Source organism: Sulfolobus sp. B1, from assembly GCF_007050195.1.
Classification (GTDB): Archaea; Thermoproteota; Thermoprotei_A; order Sulfolobales; family Sulfolobaceae; genus Saccharolobus.
The window spans coordinates 1-2,081 of the sequence record NZ_QIMI01000198.1 but is presented as its reverse complement, the minus strand read 5'-3'; the positions used below and the strand labels follow the sequence as shown (position 1 = coordinate 2,081).

Below are 2,081 nucleotides of genomic sequence, written 5' to 3'. Positions count from 1 at the left end.
GACTGGAAGATCTAGGAGAGGGGATAAGGATACTAAATTTTAAGAAGTTTGATAAGAAGATAGACATCAAACTACCTAAGTTTAAAGTGTTAGTAATACTAGGAGATAATAACGTTGGAAAGACTACTATATTAGAAGCTTTAGATTTCCTTTCTTCTAATAATCATATAAATAAAATAGCCGAATATAGGAACACGTCCCCACAAGAAGTTGAAAAGTTAATAAGGCAAGATACGATAATTGAGGTTTTTATAAACTGGAAGTATGCGTTGAGGAGAGGGAGAACTCTATTAAGTAACATGGACTTTCAGCTTATCTTGCCTAGAATGTCCGAGGATATAGAAAAAATAAACATTAGTGTTGAGCAGTTAAAAGAGATTTCTAAGAGGGTTAAAGACAACATTGACAGAAGGATTCACTACATCTACTTAACAGTGGAGGGGCAAGAAAAGAAGAAGGTCCTTAGAGTACTTTTTGAGGACTTGTCTGACATCAGATTAGACGATCTTGGACAAGGTTATAGGTCATTAATTTACTTCCTTTTAAACTATTTTACAAAGCCTTACGATTTAGTCATGATTGACGACATGGAGGCATTTGCAATGCACCCAGAGTTATTGAAGAAAGTGGTAAAGATACTTTTAGGCTTGGAGTCTAAGTTTATAATAACTACTCAAAGCATGGATATTGAATATTATATTGGAAATGTGGCAGTATATGAGGAAAAGAGTGATATGGTCTATTATTTATTACTGAAAAGTGACGGTAGTTATGAGATATATAATGCGGACGAAGCCCTTAAAGAGATGGACTTTATAGATTTAAGGTACAAGGCTATACAGCGAGAGGGCAAGTAAGAGTGAAAGTAGATATTACGCGAAGTGACGTACCTAAGATAATTTTCGGTGATGGGAGTAGTGATATCCTTATAATAAGACAATTTCTAACTTAAGGCACGAATATGCGTCAATGACTAAACGTTGTCACGAGTTTCCCAATAAACACGTTTCCTAGTTTTACTATTGTAGTTATGAAAGTAAAACTTATTGAACCTTTTTTCATATCGGTAGAAGGGGTAGGAGGAAGGAGGAGAAGCTAATCAAAAGAGTAAAACGCTCAATTACGTAGAAGTTTGAATTGGGACCTTAACCAGAATTTATAGCTTCATGACAGGGATACTCAGCTAGTTGTAAAGATTAATATGGTAAGAACTCAAGGTATAACATTGCGGGTAAACCTTATATATGTCTACACTAAGTAATAAACTATGGAAAATAAAAAATATGTAACAGTGTCTGCCAAAATACCCCGTGAGTTGAAAGACTTAATGGATAAGTATAGCATAAAGCCCGGTCCAATAATTAGGAAGCCTCTAGAGGAGGAGGTGAGGAGGAGAGTATTGGAGGAGTTAGAGGGGGAACTCAAAGAGTTAAGCACAGTAGAAATATCTGACGAGGAGATTGCTAGATTAATACGTGAAGATAGGGATAACCTTTGAGTAAGTACCTATTTGACGCAAGTTCTATTATAAACCTGATGAAAAGGGGCACTGTTACACTCTTAGCTGATGGAGAGACGTTGGACCTAGCCCTATATGAGGCTATTAATGCTATATGGAAGGAATACTCAAAGCTAAAGGTAATCAGTAAGGATTTGTCCAAAAGGTATATTAGAGTAGTAAGAAGGGTGATGGAGGTAATACCTATTAATATAATAAAGGGTCTAGAGGAAGAGGTGTTTGACCTAGCCTCAAAGGAGGATTTAACGATCTATGACGCATCTTATTTATTAATTGCTAAGCGCAAAAACCTTGTATTAGTAACAGATGATAACGTGCTGAGAAGTAAACCCGTGGTAAGCAGTTTCAGTGAGAGAATTAAGTTTATACAACTCCATACTAATATTTTTTACATAATGCAAGATGTGGGTATGTATCCCGAAAGGCTTGCATAGCCCAAGATGATTCCCCACTGTGGGTTGGGGTTATCCCGCTAATGGGGCGAAGGAGGGCGAAGAATTCGCTCGACTCCCGTGAAGCCCAAGGGTTGATATATATGAGATCCGATGAAACCCAAACCCCT

General features: G+C 37.0%; 3 protein-coding genes. All 3 read left to right on the top strand.

Annotated elements, in window-relative coordinates; genetic code table 11:
- Positions 1-857, top strand: an 857-nt coding sequence (locus tag DMP16_RS09370; protein WP_143577148.1) for an AAA family ATPase, incomplete at its 5' end; no start/stop codon positions are given.
- 410 nt (positions 858-1,267) lie between these two features.
- Positions 1,268-1,498 (top strand): hypothetical protein, encoded by a 231-nt coding sequence (locus DMP16_RS09365; protein WP_069284420.1) that lies wholly within the window; start codon positions 1,268-1,270, stop codon positions 1,496-1,498.
- A 38-nt stretch (positions 1,499-1,536) separates the two neighbouring features.
- Entirely contained in the window at positions 1,537-1,953 is a 417-nt protein-coding gene (locus tag DMP16_RS09360) for a type II toxin-antitoxin system VapC family toxin (protein ID WP_069284419.1), read from the top strand.
- Positions 1,954-2,081 lie beyond the last annotated feature (128 nt).